17 protein-coding genes are annotated in these 20984 nt (G+C 59.1%); 3 read left to right on the top strand and 14 right to left on the bottom strand.

Features of this window, described 5'->3' with window-relative positions; all coding sequences use genetic code 11:
- The first annotated feature begins 64 nt into the window (after positions 1–64).
- Positions 65–1096, top strand: coding sequence for an L-idonate 5-dehydrogenase (locus ACQZ5F_RS17900; RefSeq protein ID WP_225338863.1), 1032 nt, complete (start codon positions 65–67; stop codon positions 1094–1096).
- 69 nt (positions 1097–1165) lie between these two features.
- Here the strand turns inward: ACQZ5F_RS17900 and ACQZ5F_RS17895 are convergent, their stop codons facing one another.
- The 6 genes from ACQZ5F_RS17895 to ACQZ5F_RS17870 form a co-directional block, all read right to left on the bottom strand.
- Positions 1166–1942: an amino acid ABC transporter ATP-binding protein gene (locus tag ACQZ5F_RS17895; protein WP_225338862.1), complete on the bottom strand. Its 777-nt coding sequence runs from the start codon at positions 1940–1942 to the stop codon at positions 1166–1168.
- On the bottom strand, positions 1939–2592 hold the full coding sequence (locus ACQZ5F_RS17890) for an amino acid ABC transporter permease (RefSeq protein ID WP_046799009.1): 654 nt from the start codon (positions 2590–2592) through the stop codon (positions 1939–1941). Before ACQZ5F_RS17890 ends, ACQZ5F_RS17895 begins: the two co-directional genes overlap by 4 nt.
- A 10-nt stretch (positions 2593–2602) precedes the next feature.
- Positions 2603–3250, bottom strand: a complete 648-nt coding sequence (locus ACQZ5F_RS17885; RefSeq protein ID WP_052819367.1) for an amino acid ABC transporter permease — start codon at positions 3248–3250, stop codon at positions 2603–2605.
- 81 nt (positions 3251–3331) lie between these two features.
- Positions 3332–4108, bottom strand: a complete 777-nt coding sequence (locus tag ACQZ5F_RS17880) for an ABC transporter substrate-binding protein (protein ID WP_225338861.1) — start codon at positions 4106–4108, stop codon at positions 3332–3334.
- A gap of 405 nt (positions 4109–4513) precedes the next feature.
- Positions 4514–5437: a citrulline utilization hydrolase CtlX gene (gene ctlX, locus ACQZ5F_RS17875; RefSeq protein ID WP_432704565.1), complete on the bottom strand. Its 924-nt coding sequence runs from the start codon at positions 5435–5437 to the stop codon at positions 4514–4516.
- 11 nt (positions 5438–5448) lie between these two features.
- Positions 5449–6498 (bottom strand): ornithine cyclodeaminase, encoded by a 1050-nt coding sequence (locus ACQZ5F_RS17870; protein ID WP_046799409.1) that lies wholly within the window; start codon positions 6496–6498, stop codon positions 5449–5451.
- Positions 6499–6628: 130 nt separating this feature from the next.
- Here ACQZ5F_RS17870 and ACQZ5F_RS17865 point away from each other — a divergent pair, with 130 nt between their 5' ends.
- On the top strand, positions 6629–7066 hold the full coding sequence (locus tag ACQZ5F_RS17865; protein WP_046799006.1) for an Lrp/AsnC family transcriptional regulator: 438 nt from the start codon (positions 6629–6631) through the stop codon (positions 7064–7066).
- Between the two features lie 37 nt (positions 7067–7103).
- On the opposite strand, the gene ACQZ5F_RS17860 is transcribed toward ACQZ5F_RS17865, so the two are convergent.
- A complete protein-coding gene (locus ACQZ5F_RS17860; protein ID WP_225338859.1) occupies positions 7104–8045 on the bottom strand; it encodes a MarR family winged helix-turn-helix transcriptional regulator in 942 nt (313 codons plus the stop codon).
- A gap of 229 nt (positions 8046–8274) precedes the next feature.
- On the opposite strand from ACQZ5F_RS17860, the gene ACQZ5F_RS17855 reads away from it, so the two are divergent.
- Positions 8275–8619, top strand: coding sequence for a hypothetical protein (locus ACQZ5F_RS17855; protein ID WP_046799004.1), 345 nt, complete (start codon positions 8275–8277; stop codon positions 8617–8619).
- A gap of 27 nt (positions 8620–8646) precedes the next feature.
- Here ACQZ5F_RS17855 and ACQZ5F_RS17850 read toward each other — a convergent pair whose 3' ends face one another.
- The 7 genes from ACQZ5F_RS17850 to ACQZ5F_RS17820 all read right to left on the bottom strand — a co-directional run bounded on the left by ACQZ5F_RS17850 (position 8647) and on the right by ACQZ5F_RS17820 (position 20962).
- Complete coding sequence (locus tag ACQZ5F_RS17850) at positions 8647–9795, bottom strand: alpha-hydroxy acid oxidase (RefSeq protein WP_046799003.1); 1149 nt, start codon at positions 9793–9795, stop codon at positions 8647–8649.
- 285 nt (positions 9796–10080) lie between these two features.
- The gene (locus tag ACQZ5F_RS17845) at positions 10081–11091 is read right to left on the bottom strand and encodes a 2-hydroxyacid dehydrogenase (RefSeq protein ID WP_225338858.1); all 1011 of its coding nucleotides are present in this window, start codon (positions 11089–11091) and stop codon (positions 10081–10083) included.
- 63 nt (positions 11092–11154) lie between these two features.
- Positions 11155–12777: an ABC-F family ATP-binding cassette domain-containing protein gene (locus tag ACQZ5F_RS17840; protein WP_225244025.1), complete on the bottom strand. Its 1623-nt coding sequence runs from the start codon at positions 12775–12777 to the stop codon at positions 11155–11157.
- Between the two features lie 160 nt (positions 12778–12937).
- Positions 12938–14176, bottom strand: a complete 1239-nt coding sequence (locus ACQZ5F_RS17835; RefSeq protein WP_046799000.1) for a vWA domain-containing protein — start codon at positions 14174–14176, stop codon at positions 12938–12940.
- Positions 14177–14342: 166 nt separating this feature from the next.
- Positions 14343–15224, bottom strand: coding sequence for a transglutaminase family protein (locus tag ACQZ5F_RS17830; RefSeq protein ID WP_046798999.1), 882 nt, complete (start codon positions 15222–15224; stop codon positions 14343–14345).
- Between the two features lie 4 nt (positions 15225–15228).
- Positions 15229–17634, bottom strand: a complete 2406-nt coding sequence (locus tag ACQZ5F_RS17825; protein WP_225244026.1) for a circularly permuted type 2 ATP-grasp protein — start codon at positions 17632–17634, stop codon at positions 15229–15231.
- A 1-nt stretch (position 17635) separates the two neighbouring features.
- Complete coding sequence (locus ACQZ5F_RS17820; RefSeq protein ID WP_225338857.1) at positions 17636–20962, bottom strand: transglutaminase family protein; 3327 nt, start codon at positions 20960–20962, stop codon at positions 17636–17638.
- Between the last annotated feature and the right edge of the window lie 22 nt (positions 20963–20984).

The following is a 20984-nucleotide window of genomic DNA, read 5'->3' as shown; positions in this document are numbered from 1 at the left end:
AAAAATCCGAGGAAAGGCCTGGCGGCAATAGCCGCCGAGCCAAACCCTCAAGGGAGGAGAGACTATGAAAGCGGTTGTCATCCACGCGGCCAAGGATCTGCGGATCGAGGAACGGGAGACCGAGCAGCCCGGTCCGGGGCAGGTCGAGGTTGCTATCGAAGCGGGTGGCATCTGCGGCTCCGACCTGCATTATTACAATCACGGCGGCTTCGGCACGGTGCGCGTGCGGGAGCCTATGATCCTCGGCCATGAGGTGGCCGGCACCATCAAGGCTCTGGGAGAGGGTGTCTCCGGTCTCGCCGTTGGCGACCGGGTTGCCGTATCGCCGAGCCGGCCCTGCAACCATTGCGAATTCTGCCTGAAGGGCCAGCAGAACCAGTGCCTGAACATGCGCTTTTACGGCTCCGCCATGCCCATGCCGCATATTCAGGGCGCGTTTCGTCAGCGTCTCGTCGCCGAGGCGTATCAGTGCCACAAGGTGCGGGACGGTATCTCCATTCATGAAGCGGCCATGGCGGAACCTTTCGCGGTAACGTTGCATGGCGTCAATCGCGCCGGCGCACTAACGGACAAACGTGTTCTGGTCACCGGCTGTGGGCCGATCGGGGCGCTTGCCATCATCGCCGCCCGCGCCCATGGCGCCCGGGAAATTGTCGCGACCGATGTCATGGATGCGGTTCTGCAAAAGGCGCTCGCCATTGGCGCCGACCGCGTCATCAATGTCGCTAGCGACCCGGATGCGCTCTCCGCTTATTCGGCAAACAAGGGTTATTTCGACGTCCAGTTCGAGGCGTCCGGCAATGAAAGAGCCGTCCGTTCGGGTCTTGAAGCGCTGAAACCGCGCTCCACCGTGGTGCAGCTCGGTCTTGGCGGCGATGTGTCCATTCCGCAGAATATGGTGGTCGCCAAGGAAATCGAGATGAAAGGCACCTTCCGTTTCCATGAGGAATTCGGACTTGCCGTCGATTTCATCAACCAACGCCGTGTCGACCTGAAACCTCTGCTGACCGGAACTTTCCCATTGGAAGAGGCAGTCACGGCATTTGAAACCGCCGGTGACAGGAGCAAATCCATGAAGGTTCAGCTCGCCTTTTAATTTTGTCGGCGTGGCCCGGCCTTGAGAACACAGGCGCAATAGCTTGCGCCTGTGGTTTCGCTCGGACGCTCAATTGTTCAAATAGGTCTTGAGGAAGCTGCGCGTCCTCTCCTGCTGCGGCCGGACGAAGATTTCGGATGGTGGGCCTTCCTCCACCACCAGCCCCTTGTCCATGAACACTACGCGGTCGGCGACTTCCGCGGCGAAGCGCATTTCATGGGTCACGATCAGCATCGTCATATGCTCGCGCGCCAGTTGTTTCATGACCTGGTTGACCTCTTCCACCAGTTCCGGGTCGAGAGCGGAGGTTGCCTCGTCAAACAACATGACTTTCGGCCGCATGGCGAGCGCGCGGGCAATCGCAACCCGCTGTTTCTGGCCGCCGGAGAGCATGGAAGGATAAGCGGCGGCCTTGGCATCCAGCCCCACTTTGGCCAGCAGCGAAAGGGCAAGCTCTGTCGCCGCGCCTTTGGTCATGTTCTTGAGCGTGATCGGCCCCAGTGTGATGTTTTCCAGCACGCTGAGATGCGGGAACAGGTTGAAATGTTGGAAGACCATGCCCATGTCCTGCCGCACGGCATTGATGTGGCGTTCAAAAGCGCGGCCCGTGAGCGGCTGGTTGACCTGCAGGCTTTCGAGGTAGATTTCTCCCGAGTTGACCGTTTCCAGATGGTTGATGGAGCGCAGTAGCGTGCTCTTGCCGGAGCCGCTCGGCCCGATGATCGCGACGATCTGGCCCTTTGCTACCGAAAGATTGATGTTCTTCAGAACTTCGAGGTCGCCATAGGACTTTGCGACATTGCGCACGTCCACGGTGGGCTGGACCATCGGCTGGGAATTGCTCATCGGATAAACTCCATTTTCTTGTCGGTCCTGCGCAATGCGAATTCCAGCGTCAGATTGATCGCGTAGTAGATCGCGGCGGCGACGAGATAGAATTCGAAGGGGCGATAGGTTTCGCTGATCGCCTGCTGGGAGGCGAGAACCAGTTCGGAAACGCCGAGAACCGAAACCACGGCGGTGTCCTTCAGCATGGCGATCATGTTGTTGCCGATTTGCGGCAGCGCGCGGACCACGGCCTGCGGCACGATGATGTAACGCAGCGTCTGCACCTTGCTGAAACCGATGCTGCGGGCGCCCTCCGTCTGGCCGTTATCGATGCCGAGGATGCAGACACGGATGATATCGGCATTGTAGATGGCGAAATGCAGTCCGAGGCCGATGATGCCGGTCCATATTGCCGGAATGTTCACCCCAATCTGGGAAAGGCCGTAGTAGATGAAATAGAGCTGCAGTAGCAGCGGCGTTCCCATGAGCACCCAGCTGACGAAACGTACGGGATATTGGGCGATACGCGGTGCATAAAGCGTGGCGAGCGCGATGAGCACGCCGCCGGCAAAGCTGATGACGGCGGCGCTTGCGGCGATGATGACCGTCCACAGCGCGCCGGTGAGGATCGCGGCGGCAAAGGGCGGAACGATGGTGAAATCCAGCATGGAATACCTCCTATTTCAGCGCAAAACGGGCATCGAGCGCGTCGATCAGACGGGCAAGCAGATAGACCAGCACCATGTATATGGCTGCCGAGACGGCGAAGATTTCAAAGGGACGATAGGTCGAGCCGATGAAGCGTTGGGCGGTATAGGTCAGTTCCACGACCGAGATGGCGGAGACCAGCGAAGAGCCCTTGAGCAGCATGATCGTATTGACGCCGATGGAACGGATCATCAATCGACCGGCTTGCGGCAACACCACGAGCCGCATTGTTTGCCCGCGGGCGAAACCGATCGACCGGGCCGCTTCCGTTTGCCCCTTGTCTACGGTCAGGATCGCACCGCGCATGGCTTCGGCAAGATAGGCACCGACATTGATGCCGAGGCCGATCGCGCCGGCAGTGAAGGGGTCGAGATCGATACCGATCTGCGGGCCGCCGTAATAGAGGATGAAAAGCTGCAGCAGGCAGGGCGTCCCGCGAAAAACGCTGACATAGGCGCTCCCGACAAAGCGCAGAAGCTTAGACCGGGCAAGGCGCGCCGCTGTTGCGAGCGTGGCGAGGACGAGGCCGAGCGCCAGAGCGAGTACGGTGATTTCAAGCGTGACGAGCGCGGCTTCCAGAAAAAATGGAAACACCTGCGTCATTAAGGAGAAGCCCATTGTGCCTCCTCTCGAACTGAGAAAGGAAAGGGAAGGTCCACGGAGGGAACCTTCCTTCCACGGTTTGCGTCGGGGCGGCTGTCAGCGAATGTCGCGGCCGACCCATTTCATCGAAATCTTTTCGTAGGTGCCGTCGGCGCGCATGTCTTCCAGCGCCTTCTGGATCGCCTCCTTGAGTTCGCCGCTGTTCTTGCGCAACGCAATGCCGATACTGTCGCCGTTTCCGGCATCGGGAATGGCGATTTCCCGTACATTCTGCCCGCTGCTTTTCGAGGCCACGAGAACGGGAATGGAATCGGCGGCGATGGCGTCGATGCGGCCGGCCTGGAGGTCGAGCAGCGCTTCCGACAGAGCCTTGTATGTCCGCACGGTCCAGTCGCCGCGCTGGCGCGCCCACTTGTCACTGACTTCACCGAGGGTGACGCCGACGCTCTTGTCCTTCAGGTCATCGAGGGATTTTGCCGGGGATGTCTCGGGGACGAAGACGGCCCTGCCGCTATGGTAATAGGGGCCGGCGAAGGCGACGGCCTTTTCGCGTTCCGGCGTGATGGTCATGGATCCCACGACTGCTTCGTATTTGCCGGAAATCAGGCCGGCGATGATGCCGTCCCATGCCGTCGTCACCACAACCGGCTTCACGCCAAGGCGCTTTGCCAGTTCATTGCCGATATCGACATCGAAGCCGACGACTTCGTTCTTGTCGTTGACGAAGCTGAAGGGTGGAAAGCTGCCGCTCATGGCGAAGCTGAAAGTGCCGCGTTCCCTGACCTTGGCCAGATCGTCGGCGGAGGCCGGCAAGGCCGATGCCAACGCCGCGACGGCCAGCCCGGCAAGAGCTATTTTCTTGAGGATCGACATGGGAAAACTCCGTATAAAAAGCGTGCAGCCATCTGGCTGCGGACAGCGGAACGCGCTGCACGAAGGTGAAAAACAACGGGGAATATATGTTGAGGAAACGCCCTTTTGCTGTCGCGGATCATAGAGACGGCACGGGGCTTCTTCTGGCGACGAACGTCAGAACATGAGCAGTGATTTCTTTATTTTTATCTTCATGAGGAAGGCCCTCCCAAGCCTTTGGATGACGAGAGATGCGCTGGCGGCCCAGATGAAAGGACCGCCGCTGCATCGATAAAAAACAGTCTAGCGAAGTTGAACGGCTATAAAAAATGGCATTTCAGCGCATTTTCTGCAGGCATTTTGAGCGATTTGTATAGTCGCATTGGTGAAATCGACATTCGCTCAAAATCCCGGCCTGAGATCCCATCATCGTGGTGTCAGGTGAATGCCGGCAAGCGTGCAGCGAACTGAACCGCCGGCCTTCTCGACGGTCGGTATGTCAAGCGCGACTGGGACGGCGCTTTCGCGGATCGTGTCCCTCTGCGCCGCGGTGAGCGAAGCGTAAGCGGTGTTAGAAAGGGCGAGGATGCGGCCGTCCCGCCCCTGCAACTCCAGCGCGTTGCCGGCGAAGTCACGGATCTGGGCATTGGTGAGCGCGATGACCCGTCGTCCCGATCGTTCGAGGCGGGCGACGATTTCCGCGCGCCGGCCTTCGTCGGTGATCATGTCGAGGCCGATCATTGCGTAATCCGTGCCGATGCACATCAGGACATTGGTGTGGTAGACCGGCACGCCCGCCTCATCACGGGCATCGAACACCATCGGCTCGAAATTGAAATGCGTCGAGAAGCGCTCGAGCGCGATCGGGTCGGTGCGGTCGGACCGCACGGCATAAGCGACACGGTCGATATGATCGAGAACCATGGCGCCCGTGCCTTCCAGAAAAAGACCGTCCGGTTCCAGGCCGGAATAATCGATGATGTCCTGAACGCGATAGCGGCTCTTCAACATCTCGATGACATCGTGCCGACGCTCGCGCCTGCGGCTTTCGGCCTTCATCGGATAGATTGCGACATGGCCGCCGGCATGGGTGGAAAACCAGTTGTTGGGAAAGACGGAATCGGGTGTTTGTGTGCCTTCGTCTTCAAATAGATGCACCGTCACGCCATGGCTTTCCAGTGTCTGTGCCGCTCGGGTGATTTCCGCATGGGCGATGGCGCTGAAGTCCTCGCCGCTGTCGGGTGTTGCCTGAAACCGGTTGTCAGCGGCGGTCTCTGTATTGACCGTGAAATGATGCGGACGCACCATGACGACGGCGGCCGGCGCCTGAATGGAATAGTTTTTTTTCATCATTCTACTCCTCAGGTCCGGGCGCGTTGCAACATGCCGAAGAGATCACGCGGATCATCGGGATCGGCGATGATGTCGATTTCCTGATAGAAGCTCGAGCCTTCGAGTTTGCCACGCACGTAACGCAGGGCGGAAAAATCCTCTATGGCGAAACCGACGCTGTCGAACAGGGTGATCTGGCGTGTGTCCTGACGGCCTTCGGCCTCGCCGAGAACCACTTTCCAAAGCTCGGTCACCGGATAATCCGCGTCCATCTGCTGGATTTCACCTTCGATGCGTGTCTGCGGCGGATATTCGACAAAGGTGTCGGCGCGCAGCAGAATATCCCTGTGCAATTCCGTCTTGCCGGGGCAATCGCCGCCGATGGCGTTGATGTGCACGCCGGCGCCGACCATATTGTCGGTCAGGATGGTCGCATATTGCTTATCGGCGGTGCAGGTGGTGATGATGCCGGCCCCTTCGATTGCAGCCTGTGCCGATTTGCATGGGATCACCGTCAGGCCGCTTTCCTTCAGGTTTGCGGCGGTCTTTTCGGTAGCGCGGGGATCGATATCGTAGAGGCGTACCTCCTCAATGCCGAGCACCGCCTTCATCGCCAGCGCCTGAAACTCCGCCTGAGCTCCGTTACCGATCATCGCCATGGCTTTCACACCCTTCGGCGCGAGATGCCGGGCGGCCATTGCCGAGGTGGCGGCAGTGCGCAGCGCCGTCAAAAGGGTCATCTCCGTCAAGAGCACCGGATAACCGGTGGAGACGGATGCGAGCAGGCCGAAGGCGGTGACCGTCTGAAGCCCTTCCGCCATGTTTTTCGGATGGCCGTTCACATATTTGAAGCCGTAAATCTCCCCGTCGGAGGTCGGCATCAGTTCGATGACACCTTCGCGCGAATGCGAGGCGATGCGCGGCGTCTTGTCAAAGCATGGCCACCGGCGAAAATCCGCCTCGATGGCATCTGTAAGCTCAACCAGCATCTGCTCTATGCCGATATGATGCACCAGGCGCATCATGTTCTCGACGCTGACGAAAGGAATAAGGGCTTTTGGGGACGGGGACAGGGGCATATGGGCAACTCCTCGCTTGCTGGAACGAAGATAGCTGCCGGGCCTGTTCAACCGAAATCGCAGAAGCTTGTTGTTTCTGAAGTCATTTTGAACAATATGTTCAATCCAATTGTCAAATCGGTCAGATTCCATGAGTATTGCAAAATACATACCCGATGAACTCGACCGGCAAATCATCGCCCATCTCAGGGTCGATGGCCGGGCGTCGCTTGCCAAACTTTCCGATGCGCTGGGTGTCGCGCGCGGCACGGTACAGAACAGGCTGGACCGGCTGACGGAAACCGGCACACTGCTTGGATTTACCGTGCGGGTGCGCGAGGATTATGATGACCGGGCGGTCCATGCGGTGATGATGATCGAGGTCATGGGAAAATCGACCACGCAGGTTATCCGCAAGCTTCGTGGCATTGCCGAGATTTCCTCGCTCCATACCACCAATGGCAATTGGGATCTGGTGGCGAATATCCGCGCCGGCAGCCTCTCGGATTTCGACCGGGTGCTGCGGGAGGTCCGTATGATAGACGGCGTCTCGAACAGCGAAACCAGCCTCCTGCTCAGCAGTGTTTAAGTGCGGCCATCGGTTTGGCTGCAGGGTGTCTGTGAGATCAAAGCTCTCGTGGCCTGACGAAACGCTGCTCCAGAACCTCGCTTCCCCATTGGCTGCCGGGACGTTCCTCGACACAGGCGAAACCATGGCTCTCGTAAAGGTGCCGTGCGGCCGAAAGACCGTTAAATGTCCATAGATGCGTTTCGGCGAAAGCCTTTCTGTCGGCAAAGGCGAGTGCCGCGGCGAGCAGCCTGCGCCCTACACCGCCACCGCGCACGCCGTCATCAACAATGAACCAGCGTAGATGCGCGATGTCCGATCCCAAGTCTTCGCCGTCGATGGCGACGGAGCCGATAATCTCTTGCCCGCGCATTGCGGCCCATATTGCGTTTTGTGGTTTTTCGAGCCGGTTGCAAAAGGAGGCGAGACCCTCAGCCACAACGGATTCGAAAGGCTGGCCAAAACCGGATGTCCGGGCGTAATAAAGCGCATGCATCTGCGTGATGCGGGCGATGAGACCGGGCCTGTAACCCTCTACGATCTCCACGGTGGGCACCGCGGCATCGCTCCGGTCTTCCAGCGCGTCGGCGTAAAGACGAAGCCCTTCCAGAATGGCGCGGCCATCCGCCAGGGCAAGTCGTGAAAGGGCGTTCGATACCTGCCGGTTTGCGAAGGCGTGAATGGCACCGACCCGATCCTGCCCTCGTCCGGCCAGATAGAGCCGCTTGATGCGGTTATCTTCACTGTCCGCCGCCTCCAGAACATCTCCGGACAGAATGAGTTTGCGAAGCATGCGGCTGACACTCGATTTTTCGAGCCGCAGAAGCTTCCCCAGATCGCGCGCCGTGATGCCCGGGCATGTCTCGATCTCGATCAGGGCATGCACGGCAGAGGGCGGCAGATCGGTGCCGGCGAAATCCCCGCCCATGAAGCCGAGTTCACGGACAAGCCGGCGCGAGGTGAAGCGGATGTCATTTATGGGAAGGGACTGTTTGGGCATGCTAAATCCATTATGGTTGCATCATGCAACCATAATCACATTCTGCGCTGTCTGCCAAGTTTGGATTCCGTAAAATGCTGGATTTCTCTGTAAAATAGGGCAAGCTCCCGTTCGGGAACGCCAACATGACGTTGCTGAACGGCGGCTTTCGAGAAAACACCATTAAAGCAGTCCGTATGGAAGTTTGCGGGCAAGTCGCAACATTTAATTATCCGGCTATGGAGCCGATATGCCCGATACGCCTCGTTTCTTCCGTTATGCCGTTCTCGCTGCGATGTTGCCCGTCGCCGTCCTCGGTGTCGTGACAACGCCGGCTGAGTATCGCGCCATCGGCATCGAGGCGGCAGATTGCGACGGGCCAATATCGGTTCTGATGCCTGCCGTACCAGCGCTTGCAGCCTATGCCATCATCGGCTGGCTGTTTCTGTCGGGTGCCAAACGCCACCGCTCATTGATTTCCGGTAGCATTTGCGTGCTGGTATCCTTGGCGCTTATCTGGAATATCGGTGCAGCGCTCCTGGAATATCGGCGAAACGCGGTGGAAATGGCCTGTGATTACAGCGGGAAGCTGTGAGCTTGCTTGGAAATACGGAATACGGCTCTAGCCGTGAAACCGTAGATTTCGTCGCGTCAGCTGCTCGACAGTGGTGCAGCCCATCAGCTTCATGCCGCGTTCGATTTCGATACGCATCATTTCCAGCGCCCTTTCCACCCCGGGCTGGCCGGCGGCAGCGAGAGGGAAAAGATAATAGCGGCCGAGCCCCACAGCCTTTGCGCCCAGAGACAGGGCTTTCAGGACATGGGTTCCGCGCTGTACGCCGCCATCCATCATCACATCGATCCGGTCGCCAACCGCATCGACGATCTCTGCCAGCTGGTCGAAGGCGCTGCGGGAACCATCGAGCTGGCGGCCGCCATGATTGGAGAGCACGATGCCGCTGCAGCCGATTTCGACGGCGCGCCGGGCGTCGTCAACCGACATGACGCCTTTGAGGCAGAAAGGCCCATCCCATTCTCGTACCATCTGCGCCACATCGTCCCAGTTCATGGAAGGGTCCAGCATCTCGGTGAAATAGCGGCTGATGGACAGAGCCCCGCCATCCATTTTGATGTGGCCGTCGAGCTGTGGCAGGCTGAAGCGCTCATGTGTCAGATAATTGATGCCCCAGGCCGGCTTGATGGCGAATTGCGCGATGCCGGAGAGATTGAGCTTGAAGGGGATGGCAAAACCGGTGCGCTTGTCGCGCTCGCGGTTTCCGCCGGTAATGCTGTCCACGGTCAGCATCATTGTCTCGACGCCGGCGCTTTTGGCGCGTGCCATCATATCGCGGTTGAGGCCACGATCCTTGTGGAAATAGAACTGATAGACCTGCGGCCCGCCGCTGATCCGCCGCGCTTCCTCGAGACTGGTGGTGCCGAGCGAGGAGACGCCGAACATCGTGCCGAATTTCCCCGCCGCGGCCGCGACCGCTCGCTCTCCCTGATGGTGGAAGAGGCGCTGCAGCGCTGTCGGGGAACAATAGACCGGCATGGAGAGCTTTTGCCCCATGACGGTGACCGACATGTCCACGTCGGACACGCCGCGCAGCACATCCGGAACAAGATCGCAATTTTCGAACGCAGCCGTGTTCCGCCGATACGTTACCTCGTCATCGGCGGCGCCGTCTATGTAGTTGAAGATCGGCCCGGGAAGACGCTGTTTGGCCATGCGGCGAAAATCGTGGAAATTATAGCAGTCTTTGAGTTGCATCTGTCGCTCGACCGGTCCGGTTTGAAAGCTCTGAAAAGATTGCTCGAAACCTATACCGGCGATTTGGGGCGGGCAATCGGCCTGCCGACGATTTCCGCAGGCTCGAAGCATGAATAATTCAGGGTCGGGGCGGCGGCGGCAGCTCCTGGAGCGAGGTGCTTCGCCGAAAGCCGGAGAACCGACATCCACATTTCCGTGTCCACAGTCGGGAAGGATGAAAATACATGTTTCATCCAAAGGTTACGTGCGACCGGGGTTACGAATGTCCTGTCACCGGCGGCAGCGCTAAACGGGGCTTGCAAGCTGCCCGGTGGAAACCGAATGCAGCGCTTTGCCAGTGCTGATGAAGCTCTCGATATTGCCGATCGTGGTGTCCGCAATGTTTTTGAGGGCTTCCTCCGTGAAAAACCCCTGATGACCGGTTACCAGAACATTGGGGAAGGTCAGCAACCGCGCAAAGACATCGTCGCGCAGCACGTCATTGGAAAGATCTTCGAAAAAGAGATCGCCCTCCTCCTCATAGACATCGATGCCGAGAGAACCGATCCTGCCATCTTTCAGACCCGTGATCGCGGCCCGCGTGTCGATGATCGCGCCGCGGCTGGTATTGATGAGCATCACGCCTTTCTTGAGGAGGGGCAGCGTCTCCTTGCGGATCAGGTGCCTGGTTTCCGGTGTGAGGGGGCACATCAGCGTAAGAATGTCCGATGTCCGAAACAATTCCTCCCGCGTAACATAGGCCATGCCCAACGCCTCGCAATCAGGATTCGCATGAAGATCGTGACCGATGAGACGGCAGCCGAAGCCGGCTGCAATACGCGCAAAAATCGCGCCGATCTTTCCCGTGCCGACGATGCCGATGGTCTTGCCGTGGAGATCGAAACCAAGCAGGCCATCAAGGGCGAAGTTGCCTTCGCGGACGCGGTTATAGGCGCGGTGGATCTTGCGGTTGAGTGACAGGATGAGCGCCATTGTGTGTTCGGCAACCGCATAGGGCGAATAGGCGGGGACGCGAGCGATGGTGAGGCCCAGCTTCTCGGCGGCCGCAAGATCGACCTGATTGAAGCCGGCGCAGCGCAGGGCGACGAGCCGCACACCCATTTCCGCCAGCTTTTCGAGCACAGGCCGCGACAGGTCGTCATTCACGAAGGCGCAGATCGCATCGGCTCCCTCCGCCAGGGCCATCGTTTCAAGCGACAGGCGCGCTTCGCAATATTGTATCCGCATGCCCGGCCCGGCGGCGGCGTCAAGGAACTGCCTGTCATAGGGCTTGGCGCTGTAAACCACGATCCGCATCTGCTTCTCCAGTATCGAGTACGAAAGTTACCGTTGCGGAGACCATGCGTCTGGTAAGTCTCCTCAGCTGCGAAGGCCCGGTGCTTCCTGCCCGGTGCTTTCGACATATTCCGTGTAGCCGCCGCCAAATTGGTGAATACCATCCGGGGTCAGTTCAAGTACCCGGTTTGAAAGGGCAGCGAGGAAATGGCGGTCGTGAGAAACGAACAGCATCGTACCCTCATAATCCGACAGGGCCTTGATCAGCATCTCCTTGGTGTCGAGATCTAGATGGTTCGTCGGCTCATCCAGTACGAGGAAATTCGGTGGATCGAATAGCATGGCCGCCATAACGAGACGGGCTTTTTCGCCGCCGGAAAGAACACGACAGCGTTTTTCAACATCGTCGCCGGAGAAGCCGAAACAGCCGGAAAGCGCACGCAGAGGCGCCTGCCCGGCTTTTGGAAAACGCTCCTCCAGCCATTCCAGAATGGTGCTGTCGCCATCCAGAACATCCATGGCGTGCTGGGCGAAATAACCGAGCTTGACGCTGGCGCCTAGCGTGACATTGCCGGAATCCGGCTCGGTCGTGCCGGTCACCAGCTTCAGTAAGGTCGATTTTCCAGCACCATTGACGCCCATTATGCACCAGCGCTCCTTGCGCCGCACCATGAAGTCCAGCTCGCCATAGATCGTGCGGCTGCCATAGGCCTTGTTAACCTTCTTCAGCGCCACGACATCTTCACCCGATCTTGGGGCCGGTGCGAATTCGAAAGCGACCGTCTGACGCCGTTTTGGCGGTTCGACGCGGTCGATCTTTTCAAGTTTCTTGACGCGGCTCTGCACCTGCGAGGCATGCGAGGCACGCGCCTTGAAGCGTTCGATGAACTTGATTTCCTTGGCGAGCATGGCCTGCTGACGCTCGAATTGCGCCTGCTGCTGCTTTTCGTTCTGTGCCCGCTGCTGTTCGTAAAATCCATAATCGCCGGAATAGGTGGTGAGGCTGCCAGCATCAATCTCGATGATCTTGGTGACGATGCGGTTCATGAATTCGCGGTCATGCGAGGTCATCAACAATGCGCCGTCATAGTTCTTCAGAAAATCCTCAAGCCAGATCAGGCTTTCGAGATCGAGATGGTTCGACGGTTCGTCAAGCAGCATCACGTCCGGGCGCATCAAAAGGATGCGGGCGAGCGCCACACGCATCTTCCAGCCGCCGGACAGTTTTGAAACATCACCGTCCATCATTTCCTGGTTGAAGCTCAAGCCATCCAGAACCTCACGGGCGCGGCCCTCCAGTGCGTAGCCATCAAGCTCTTCGTAACGCGCCTGCACTTCACCGTAACGTTCTATGATAGCGTCCATTTCGTCCATCCGGTCGGGATCGGACATGGCGGCTTCCAGCTCCCGCAGTTCCGCCGCCACTTCGCTGACCGGGCCTGCGCCTTCCATGACTTCGGCGACCGCGGAGCGTCCGGACATTTCACCGACATCCTGATCGAAATAGCCGACCGTCATACCCTTTTCGACGACGACCTGCCCCTCATCGGGCTGCTCCTCGCCGGTCATCATCCGAAACAGCGTGGTCTTGCCGGAACCGTTCGGCCCGACAAGGCCAATCTTCTCGCCACGATTGAGCGCGGCGGAGGCCTCGATGTAAAGAATGCGGTGACTGTTCGACTTGCTGATATTTTCGATGCGGATCATGACAGGGCCTATGAATGGGAGCGGCCCTCCTATGCCACGGGTCGCCGCCGCTGTCACCTGCCGCGCATGTCTTGTCAGCCATGCAGAGCCTGAGAACACTGGCCTCCGGGGCAAATACCCCGGAAGCGATATGTTTGCGTCTTCGTCTGCCGAATTTTCGTCAGTTGGTCAGCGTGGCTATGCTGCCGGCTGCCTTGCGGGCGATTTCGCCAAAGGCGGTGACAATCTGCTCCATGTTTTCGGGCGCGTAATAATTGTCCAGGCTGGAAGCGCAATATTGCAGCAGCGACTTGCCCTTGTCCGGCGCCATGAAGGCGACGCTGAAAATCTTGATCCCGTCTTTCTTGGCGGTCTCGCAGGTGGTGCGCACCGACTGGTCGATGCTGGAACTCCACGAGGCGCTGTTTCCAGTCATTTCACCATCGGTCATCAAGACGATATAGCGCTCGAAGGATTCGTTTTCCTGTGTCTTATGTGCCGTCGCTTCGTCCGGATTCGTTTTTTTAAGGGCGTTATATGCGGCGTTCAGGCTGCTGCGGGCATCCGTGCCGCCAGTGGGAAATTCCGGAATCTGTTTATTGACGTAGCTGACAACGCTGCTCGTACCCCAGCTGATGGCCTGAGCCGCATAGGTCTCATGTGTATATACCGATGCGCCGGTGCGAACGAGCTGGGAGCCGCCGCTCGCGGTGTAGGTCGGATCGGCCTTGTTCAATGTAGCAACGAGAAAGCCGACGGCGGTCTTCAACGATGCGGCCTTGTTGACATAGCAGGGCGATGTCTTGCCGAGATTGGGATACTTGCCCCAGTTATCGGATGTGTAGTTCTGGCAGGACGTTTTAGTGCTGTCGACACTGTCCGTCTTGAAGGACATCGAACCGGAGCGGTCGAGCACCAGATACATGGAGATCGGTGCGCCCTTGTTGACGGTACTCTTCGCGGTACCGGTTGCCGCGATATCGAGTGTCTTCACACCCACGAACCCCAGCAGCGGGTTGAGCTGCACTTGACGGTATAACGTGGTCTCGATGGTGTAGGTCTTGCCGCGTGCATCTTCCTTTGCAGAAATAGCGACTGAGGAGTTCTTCTCCAGTTCCTTTTTCTCTTCCTCGGTCAGGTTCTTTTCCATCTGGGCAGCGATGAAAGCCTTGGCGATTTCCTTGATTTGCTCGTCGGTGGCATCGCCTTCTTTCAGGCGCGCCTCGGTTGCTGCAGCGAGCGCCGCAGAATCTGCCGTGTTCTGCAGGTCGGCTTTCACCTGCATCACATTTGCCAGCTCCAAACCGGCTCCGGCCACGCCCAACAACACCGGCAGCAATATTGCCGTCATGATGCCGAAATTACCGCTGGTATCGGCAAGGAAACGGCGCTTCAGTTTTTTGTCTGTGGAGGCGGTCATGATGGGGCTCACCGATTAGAATATTCGATTAAGCGCAGGAAACCCGCAAAGGATGTAAAATCCGCTAACACGAAGATTATAATTTTATAAACCGTTCAAATTGGCGCAGTTTTCGAAGTATTTTCAAGAATTAATGGGTTGGAAGATTGAAATAACACACAGTGTGTCATTGCTGGACGGGAACCACATCCACGGCCTGTTTTATCTGCTGGTTGCCGTAGCTCTTCAGGACCCCGATCACCGGTGCAACATCCGAATAGTCGCGGCCATAACCGACGACGATGTGGTCGCTGCCGGCCACGATATCATTGGTAGGGTCCAGTTCCAGATAACCGGCCGCTTCTCCGCACCAGATGCGGACCCAGGCATGCATCGCATCGGCGCCTTCCAGCCGTTCCTTGCCCGGCGGAGGAATGGTGCGCAGGAAACCGCTGACATAACCGGCGGGAATGCCGAGGCTGCGCAGCGCCGTGATCATGATATGCGAAAAATCCTGGCACACGCCGCGCTTCAATTTAAAGGCTTCGGATGGTGTCGTATCCACGGTGGTCGCCTCGCCATCATAGGTGAAGTCTTTGTGGATGCGTTTGCACATGGCCAGCGCGATTTCGCGGATGGTCATTCCCGGTTTCAGCAATTCCCGCGCATAGGCCGAGATCGCCGCATCCATCCCTATTCTCGGGCTTGTGCCGATGAAATGATGCGGTGACTGGAAATCGATGGACCAGACATCGGCAAGGTCTTGCGGCAGGCGGGAAAGCTCGGGTGAAAAATCGGCCGTCATGGCCGGCGCTTCCACCATCACCCGCGCCTGCATGCGGATATCCAGCTTTTCATGCGGCGCGCGCAGATGCACCGAGGTAGACGATTGATGAAAGAAATCGTCAAAGACGGCACGTTCTTCCGGCACGGGCGAAACGTCGATGGAACCTGCGACCAATCTCTGCCGACCCGGGATCGACAGCGGCAGCACGCGGATAATGTGGCGTGCGCCATGGGCCGGCGTGTCGTAGGTGTAACCCATATGCAGGGAAAGATCGTAAAGCATAAGGCTATCCGAGATAGGTGCGGGCCAGAACATCGGACAGATGTTCCATGTCGGTTTCGAGCTGGCGATAGACCGCACCGTTCATGTTTTCCGGAGTCATGACGGCGAGTCCGGAATGCAGACGCATCGTTTCGCGGTAAAAAGGAGACATCTGGCCGTTCACGAAGGCATTTGGAAGCTGTTCCACCTCGGTGCGGATTTCGTTCAGCTGAAACAGGATCGAGCGCGGATTGAGCGGATCAAGCGCCAGAAGATCGGTGACGGTCAGACCTGCCGTAGCGACATTGTAACGGCGGCGATGGGTCATGACGCTGTCGCCGATTTCGAGCAACATGTCATAGGAACCGTCAGGCGCGTCCGGCCCGGTCATGTGGCCGAGAAGTCGCGTCATATGCAGGCCGCGCTCGAGATAACGGCCGATCGACAGGAAACGCCATCCGGTGAAGCGGTACATGTTTTCATGCACGAGACCGGCAAAGCCGGCAAGCTTGCGCAAAAGGATCGTCATGGCGTGGGTAGCATCGTCGCCTGGCGCCACTTTCGCGTGGAAACGGCGGGCTGTCTTGGCAAGGTCGTTCAGCGCCAGCCAGCCATCGGGCGAAAAGCGGTCACGGATATTGCTGGCGGAATAAAGCGCGCTGTTGATGTTGTTCAGCAGGCTTTCCGGCACGGCATCGTTCATCTCCACGTCAAGCGCTTCGAGATACCGCGTCACATGGGCGAGCAGGGGTTGGCGCGGATCGGCCGACTCGGCATAACGCCCGTGCCAGGCACGCAGGATGCGCAATGCGCCTTCAGAACGTTCGATATAACGGCCGAGCCAGAAGAGGTTATCGGCAGCCCTGCTTGGCAGGCTGCCCGGCATATTGCGGGTAAAGCTCTCTTCCGCCGGCAGGAGGGTCGTGCGTTCCACCGGTTTTTCGCTGACGATCCAGACATCCGCCGCGCTGCCACCCGATTGCATGGCAATGGCGGAAACGTCATCTCCGCTTCCAATTCGTGCAAAGCCACCCGGCATGATCTGCCAGCCATTCTGCGTGCGGGCGGCAAACACACGAAGGCTCATCGGACGCGGCACCAGCTTGTTGTCGATATAGGCCGGCGTGGTTGAAAGCTTCACGACTTCCTGGCCCACCAGCTTGTGACCATCGGAGGCCAGCCAGTCGCTGATCGATTCCTTCGCCGTCTCGCGCAGGGACGAGCCGAGCACGGATTGACCGTTGTCGTCGAAAAAGGGCAGGCGGGAATAGGCCGGGCCGATGACCATGCCTTCGATATTGCCGGCAACGTGGCGGCGTTCCGATTCCTGTCCGCACCACCAGGTGGCGATCGACGGCAGCTTCAGCTCCTCGCCCAGAAGGTGGCGGCAGATGCGCGGCATGAAGGCAAGCAGCGCCCGCGTTTCGAGAATACCGCTTCCCAGTGCGTTGACGATGGTGAGCGCTTCGTTGCGCAGCGCCTGTACCATGCCGGGTGTGCCGATATGGGATTGCTGGTTGAGTTCCAGCGGATCGGAATAGGAGGCGTCGAGACGCCGCCAGAGCACACCGATCGGCTTCAACCCCGCCACGGTTCGAACCATGACGCGGCCGTTGACGACAGTCAGGTCCTCGCCCTCCAGCAGCATGAAGCCGAGATAACGGGCGATATAGGCGTGTTCGAAGTAGGTTTCGTTGGCGGGGCCGGGCGTCAGCACCGCGATGCGATCGTCAGGATGCTTCCTGTGGGCCTGCAGCGTGTCGCGGAAAGCGCCGAAAAATGAGGCGAGACGGTGAACATGGGTTTCGGCATAGATATCGGAAAGCGCGCGGGTGGTCGCCACCCGGTTTTCCAGGGCAAAGCCCGCGCCGGAAGGCGCCTGCGTCCGGTCCGCCAGCACCCACCAGTTTCCATCAGGTCCGCGTCCGATTTCGAATGAGCAGAAATGCAGGTAATGGCCACTTGCCGGTTTGACGCCGACCATTGGACGCAGATATTCCGGATTGGAGGCGATCAGCGCCGGCGGCACGTAACCTTCGTTCACCAGCCGGTTTTCGCCGTAAAAATCGGCGACCATGGCCTCCAGAAGATCGGCGCGCTGTTTCAGCCCTTCAGAGAGAACCGTCCATTCCCTGTCGTCGATCAGCACTGGAATATGCGAGATCGGCCAGTTTCGTTCGCTGCTACCCTTGCTGTAATCGCGGTAGAACACACCCGCGTCGCGCAGATAGCGGTCGGTGCGGGCAAAGCGCTCGTGCAATTCGCGTTCCGACATGCGCGAGAGCGCACCGAGGAGGTGCTTCCAGACCGGCCTGACCTTGCCGTCGGTATCGAGCATTTCGTCGGCCACGCCCGGCAAAGTGGAATAACCAAGCCCGCGCAGCGGCGCGCCGGTTTCCGTCTTGCGTTCCGTTGCCGGGGCTTTGGACAATTTACACTCCGTATGGCCGACGCAGATCGAGCGTCAGCGGAAATTCTGGCGACACGGTTTCCGCATGAAGCGGATATTGCCCTGCCGTATGTCCCCATGGTTCGAAACGGGCAAGGCGGCGTGCCTCGGCCTCGTTGCCGTTGACGGGAAACGTCTCGTAATTGCGCCCGCCCGGATGAGCAACATGATAGATGCATCCGCCGATCGATCGCCTCGACCATGTATCATAAATGTCAAAGGTCAAGGGTGAATTGACGGGCAGAACGGGATGCAGGCCGGAAGCGGGCTGCCATGCCTTGAAGCGCACGCCGGCAACCGCGACGCTGCGGTTCTCCGTCGGGGTCAGCGGAACGGCGCGGCCGTTGCATGCCACGGCGTAACGGGCGGGGTTGGAGGTTTCCAGCCGCACCTGCAAACGTTCGACCGAGGAATCGACAAAACGCACGGTACCGCCGATGGCGCCCTGTTCGCCCATCACATGCCAGGGTTCCAGCGCCTGACGCAACTCCAGTTTCGAGCCTTCATATTCCACTTCGCCGAAGAAGGGGAAACGGAACTCCTGCTGGGCGGTAAACCACTCGGGTTTCAGATCGAAGCCGTTTTCCCTGAGATCGGCGAGCACATCCAGAAAATCCGCCCAGATGTAATGCGGCAGCATGAAGCGGTCGGCGAGCGCCGTGCCCCAGCGCACGAATTTGCCGCCGGCGGGGTTTTTCCAGAAGCGGGCGATAAGCGCGCGCACCAGCAATTGCTGGGCCAGCGACATGCGGGCATTCGGCGGCATTTCGAAGCCGCGGAATTCTACAAGGCCGAGGCGACCGGTCGGTCCGTCAGGCGAAAACAGCTTGTCGATGCAGATTTCGGCGCGGTGGGTGTTGCCCGTTACATCCGTCAGCAGGTTGCGGAACAGACGGTCGACCAGCCATGGCAGCGGCGGCGCGCCCTCACCGGGAGCAGGCACCTGTGCGAGTGCGATTTCCAACTCGTAGAGACTGTCGTGGCGGGCCTCGTCAATGCGGGGCGCCTGACTGGTCGGGCCAATGAACAGCCCGGAGAAGAGGTAGGAAAGCGACGGGTGCCGCTGCCAGTGCAGAACGAGGCTTTTCAGAAGATCGGGTCGGCGCAGAAAGGGGCTGTCATTGGGGTTGGCGCCGCCCACGACCACATGGTTGCCGCCGCCGGTGCCGGTGTGGCGACCGTCGATCATGAACTTGTCAGCACCGAGGCGTGTCTGGCGTGCTTCCTCATAAACCGCCGAGGTGATATCGACGCATTCCTTCCAGCTTGCGGCGGGATGGATGTTGACCTCGATGACACCGGGATCGGGCGCGACGCGGATGACATTGATGCGCTCGTCATGCGGCGGCGCATAACCCTCGATATGAACGGGCAGCCCAAGTTCTGCCGCCGCGGCTTCCGCCGCTGCGACTAGCTCGAGGTAGTCTTCAATGCGTTCGACCGGCGGCATGAAAACACAGAGACGGCCGTCGCGCGGCTCTACGGAGAGAGCGGTACGCACCGCACCGCCGATTTCTCCAAGCGTCTGTTCGACACGCGCTTGGGCGGCAGCCTCATCCACATGGAAGGACGCTGCCGGCAGGGCGCGGCCAGACGGCGAAGCGAGATCGGGAAGGGCCCCGCGGTGGATCGATGGATCGGCCTCGTGGATATAGGGGTAAGCAGAGGGTGGCACATATGGCAGGGTACCGAGCGGCAGGCGGTAACCGACCGGGCTGTCACCCGGAACAAGGAAAATCTTGCCGCGCCGCGTCTTCCATTTTTCGCTGACCCAGCGTTTGCCTTCGGCTCTGGCGTTCCACGCCTGCACGGGAAGAATATAGCCCGTCGGTGTCGTAAGCCCGCGTTCGAACACGCGGGCTATGCGGTTTCGCTCTTCGGGGTCCTTCAATTTGGAATTGGACGGGTCGACATTATCGGGAAGGCTGCCTTCCTTGATGATCCATTCGGCCGGATCCTCATAGGCGGGCAGTACCAGTTCCTTCTCGATGCCGAGGTGGGTGGCGATGCCGCTGAGCAGCTTCTGCGCATCCTCGGCCTCGACGCCGGCATCTGCGCCTTCTTCGGCTATCAGCGCCGGGTTCTGCCAGATCGGCAGCCCGTCCTTTCGCCAGTAGAGCGAAAAGGTCCAGCGCGGCAGGCTTTCGCCCGGATACCATTTTCCCTGCCCATAATGCAGAAAGCCGCCCGGCGCGAAACGCTCACGCAGGCGGCGTATCAGGGCGTCTGCCTTTTCGCGTTTTGTGGGTCCAACCGCGCCAGTGTTCCATTCGTCGGATTCGAAATCGTCGATGGAAACGAAGGTCGGCTCGCCGCCCATGGTAAGCCGGACGTCATGGGCGTTCAGAACGTCATCGACCGCTTCGCCAAGCGTATTGAGGTCTTCCCAGCTATCGTCGGAAAAGGGCTTGGTGATGCGCGGGGTTTCGGCAACGCGCCGGACCTGCATGTCGAAAGCGAATTCCGTGTTGGCGTGGCCGAAATAACCGCCTGAAATCGGTGCGGCGTTGCGATAATGCGGTGTTGCCGCCAGTGGAATATGGCTTTCACCCGTCAAAAGCCCCGATGTGGGGTCAAGACCGATCCAGCCGGCGCCGGGCATATAGACCTCGGCCCAGGCGTGCAGATCGGTGAAATCCACCTCGGTGCCGGAAGGGCCGTCCAGCGCCTTCAGATCGGGCGTCAATTGGATGAGGTATCCGGATACGAAACGCGTGGCGAGACCAAGGTGCCTCAGAACCTGTACGAGCAGCCAGCTGGTGTCGCGACACGATCCCTTGCCGGAGGCCAGTGTTTCCTCCGGCGTCTGGACGCCCGGTTCCATGCGAATGACATAACCGATTTCCTGTTGCAGACGGGCGTTGAGGCCCACGACCATATCGACCGTCGGCTGGCCGGGCGTGTGGTCGACGGTCGCCATGAAGGCGGCGAGCAGCGGGCCGGTTGGCTCCGGTTTCATGTAGATGGATAAGTCGTCCCGCAATTCCTGCGGATAATCGAACGGCCATTTGGTCGCTTCTTCCTCGACGAAGAAATCGAACGGATTATAGACCGTCATATCGGCGACAAGATCGACCTCGATCTTAAATTCCGTTGCCGGCTCGGGAAAGACAAAGCGGGCAAGGTAATTGCCGTAAGGATCCTGCTGCAGGTTTACGAAATGATTGGATGGCGAAACCTTGAGCGAATGGCTGATAACACGGGTTCTGGAGTGCGATGCGGGCTTTAATCTGATGATTTGTGGTCCAAGGCGAACCGGATTGTCATATTTATAATGCGTCAGATGATAGATGCTCGCTTTGATCGCCATTAATCTGCCTTGCCCGGTTTTT

This window comes from Agrobacterium sp. 22-210-1, from assembly GCF_053522525.1.
This window is presented reverse-complemented; position numbering and strand designations above follow the sequence as displayed.

Excerpts from the sequence above, each read along its gene's own strand:
- ACQZ5F_RS17900 (WP_225338863.1), top strand. The coding sequence starts at position 65 with ATGAAAGCGGTTGTCATCCACGCGGCCAAGGATCTGCGGATCGAGGAA.
- ACQZ5F_RS17895 (WP_225338862.1), bottom strand. The coding sequence starts at position 1,942 with ATGAGCAATTCCCAGCCGATGGTCCAGCCCACCGTGGACGTGCGCAAT.
- ACQZ5F_RS17890 (WP_046799009.1), bottom strand. The coding sequence starts at position 2,592 with ATGCTGGATTTCACCATCGTTCCGCCCTTTGCCGCCGCGATCCTCACC.
- ACQZ5F_RS17885 (WP_052819367.1), bottom strand. The coding sequence starts at position 3,250 with ATGGGCTTCTCCTTAATGACGCAGGTGTTTCCATTTTTTCTGGAAGCC.
- ACQZ5F_RS17880 (WP_225338861.1), bottom strand. The coding sequence starts at position 4,108 with ATGTCGATCCTCAAGAAAATAGCTCTTGCCGGGCTGGCCGTCGCGGCG.
- ctlX (WP_432704565.1), bottom strand. The coding sequence starts at position 5,437 with ATGAAAAAAAACTATTCCATTCAGGCGCCGGCCGCCGTCGTCATGGTG.
- ACQZ5F_RS17870 (WP_046799409.1), bottom strand. The coding sequence starts at position 6,498 with ATGCCCCTGTCCCCGTCCCCAAAAGCCCTTATTCCTTTCGTCAGCGTC.
- ACQZ5F_RS17865 (WP_046799006.1), top strand. The coding sequence starts at position 6,629 with ATGAGTATTGCAAAATACATACCCGATGAACTCGACCGGCAAATCATC.
- ACQZ5F_RS17860 (WP_225338859.1), bottom strand. The coding sequence starts at position 8,045 with ATGCCCAAACAGTCCCTTCCCATAAATGACATCCGCTTCACCTCGCGC.
- ACQZ5F_RS17855 (WP_046799004.1), top strand. The coding sequence starts at position 8,275 with ATGCCCGATACGCCTCGTTTCTTCCGTTATGCCGTTCTCGCTGCGATG.
- ACQZ5F_RS17850 (WP_046799003.1), bottom strand. The coding sequence starts at position 9,795 with ATGCAACTCAAAGACTGCTATAATTTCCACGATTTTCGCCGCATGGCC.
- ACQZ5F_RS17845 (WP_225338858.1), bottom strand. The coding sequence starts at position 11,091 with ATGCGGATCGTGGTTTACAGCGCCAAGCCCTATGACAGGCAGTTCCTT.
- ACQZ5F_RS17840 (WP_225244025.1), bottom strand. The coding sequence starts at position 12,777 with ATGATCCGCATCGAAAATATCAGCAAGTCGAACAGTCACCGCATTCTT.
- ACQZ5F_RS17835 (WP_046799000.1), bottom strand. The coding sequence starts at position 14,176 with ATGACCGCCTCCACAGACAAAAAACTGAAGCGCCGTTTCCTTGCCGAT.
- ACQZ5F_RS17830 (WP_046798999.1), bottom strand. The coding sequence starts at position 15,224 with ATGCTTTACGATCTTTCCCTGCATATGGGTTACACCTACGACACGCCG.
- ACQZ5F_RS17820 (WP_225338857.1), bottom strand. The coding sequence starts at position 20,962 with ATGGCGATCAAAGCGAGCATCTATCATCTGACGCATTATAAATATGAC.